The 848-nt window shown below is 60.3% G+C and carries 2 protein-coding genes; both read left to right on the top strand.

Annotated features, from left to right (window positions below):
- On the top strand, positions 1-363 hold a 363-nt coding region (locus R7044_RS24740; protein ID WP_225455938.1), incomplete at its 5' end, for a recombinase family protein.
- A 2-nt stretch (positions 364-365) separates the two neighbouring features.
- The coding region (locus tag R7044_RS24735; protein WP_225455937.1) for a DUF4158 domain-containing protein at positions 366-848 on the top strand (483 nt) is incomplete at its 3' end.

Below are 848 nucleotides of genomic sequence, written 5' to 3'. Positions count from 1 at the left end.
CTGGCACGCAACCTTGATGACCTGCGCCGCATCGTCCAAGGGCTGACACAACGGGGCGTGCGCATGGAGTTCGTCAAAGAAGGGCTGAAGTTCACCGGCGAGGACTCACCGATGGCCAATCTGATGCTGTCGGTCATGGGAGCCTTCGCTGAGTTCGAGCGCGCCCTGATCCGCGAACGTCAGCGCGAGGGAATCGTGCTGGCCAAGCAGCGCGGTGCCTACCGGGGACGAAAGAAATCGCTGAACAGCGAACAAATTGCCGAGTTGAAACGGCGAGTTGCGGCAGGCGACCAAAAAACCTTGGTGGCCCGTGACTTCGGCATCAGCCGCGAAACCTTGTACCAGTACCTGCGGGAAGACTGACCATGCCACGCCGCTCAATCCTGTCCGCCACCGAGCGCGAAAGCCTGCTGGCACTGCCAGATGCCAAAGACGAACTGATACGGCACTACACGTTCAACGAAACCGACCTGTCGGTGATCCGTCAGCGTCGCGGCGCCGCGAATCGATTGGGCTTCGCTGTGCAGCTTTGCTACTTGCGATTCCCTGGCACCTTTTTGGGCGTCGATGAGCCTCCGTTTCCGCCCCTGTTGCGCATGGTGGCCGCGCAACTCAAGATGCCAGTGGAAAGTTGGAGCGAGTACGGCCAGCGCGAACAGACACGGCGGGAGCACTTGGTCGAGCTGCAAACGGTTTTTGGGTTCAAGCCCTTCACCATGAGCCACTATCGGCAAGCCGTGCATACATTGACCGAGCTGGCCTTGCAGACCGACAAAGGCATCGTGCTGGCGAGCGCACTTGTCGAGAATCTGCGGCGGCAGAGCATTATCCTGCCCGCCATGAATGCC

Source organism: Vibrio sp. 1402, assembly GCF_033340275.1.
This window is presented reverse-complemented; position numbering and strand designations above follow the sequence as displayed.